The following is a 1169-nucleotide window of genomic DNA, read 5'->3' as shown; positions in this document are numbered from 1 at the left end:
GAATCTGGCAAGGTGATGCTGCTGCCAATCGCACTTAAAGTCGATTTTTCTCCAATAAACACTGCCTGCGTTGGGTCAAATGCAAGGCTTCCATCTTTATCGTTAATACTGATATTGATAGTGCCGCTAGGTGTAGTAATGTCGCCCAGCACATTCACTTGCTTGCCAGCAGCCAAACTCACACTACCGCCTCTATCGGCGCGTAAAGTCGTGTTTTCTGCCAACGTTAATACACCGCCTAATTTATCAGCACTAAAGCTTAATGATACTGGCTTACGCGTGGTGTCAGGCTGTATGACAGGGGCGGTAACTAACGCCATTGGCTGCCCACTTGCTTGACTAGCAAAGCCAGCGTTCATACGCAAAGTTTGCGCTGTAGCGTAAATTTCTTGCGGTGCGCCTGCAACATCACCAATATTGACATCTTGAGCGGATAGCGCAATTTTTGAAAAGCCGCCTTTGTTAAAGAAATTGGAAGCGATATCAATATCCGTTGCACTGGCATTAGGATTGCCTGCAATATTCAGTGTTTTTTCGTTTCCAGCGGAACCAAAAGTCACAGACAATGTGCCGCCTTGCTTAAAGCCATAGGCTTGTAATGAAACGCTATCATCTACCTTTGACAAGGTGCCGAATTTTATATTGCCTGCTTCTCCTTCTTTAAGCACGCCTCTGTTATCCACCCAGGCTCCTGCTGAAGTATCTAAAATGACATTTTTACCAAGCGTTAAAAATCCAGCGTTGATGCTGCCGCCATTGACTGCTTCGGGTTGTGAAAGTTGCCCTGCAACGCCAGGCCTATCATTCGTAAAGGTGCCGGCTGCACTTACTTTTACGCCCTCTGCAATAGTTGTGGTTCTAGCAGCAAGATTAATATCACTACCAGGGGCGGTAATATCTGCATTAATCTGCGTGCTGGTACCTTCGAAATCCCGGCTTAATGCAAGCTTACCGTTAGGGTTAAGATGCATAACATCATTCACAGCCAATTTACTGACTTTAGTTAAATCAATATCATTGAATCCTTGTGCCAGTAAATCGGTGCTGATGGATGATTGAAAATCATCAGAAAGTTTTTGGTCAAAGACAAAACCAGTCGCAAGTTCCTTAGCGTTTTTTGCGATTACCAGATCATTAGCGCTGGCCACCAATTTACCACCCTTAGGTAT

The 1169-nt window shown here is 44.9% G+C and carries 1 pseudogene; it reads right to left on the bottom strand.

Annotated elements, in window-relative coordinates:
- Positions 1-1169 (bottom strand): annotated as a pseudogene (locus Q7U33_RS06995) (filamentous hemagglutinin); the annotation flags it as partial.

The organism is Methylotenera sp. (genome assembly GCF_030653755.1).
Lineage (GTDB): Bacteria > Pseudomonadota > Gammaproteobacteria > Burkholderiales > Methylophilaceae > Methylotenera.
Note: the sequence above shows the minus strand (reverse complement) of the source record. Positions and strands in the feature narration are given on the sequence as shown.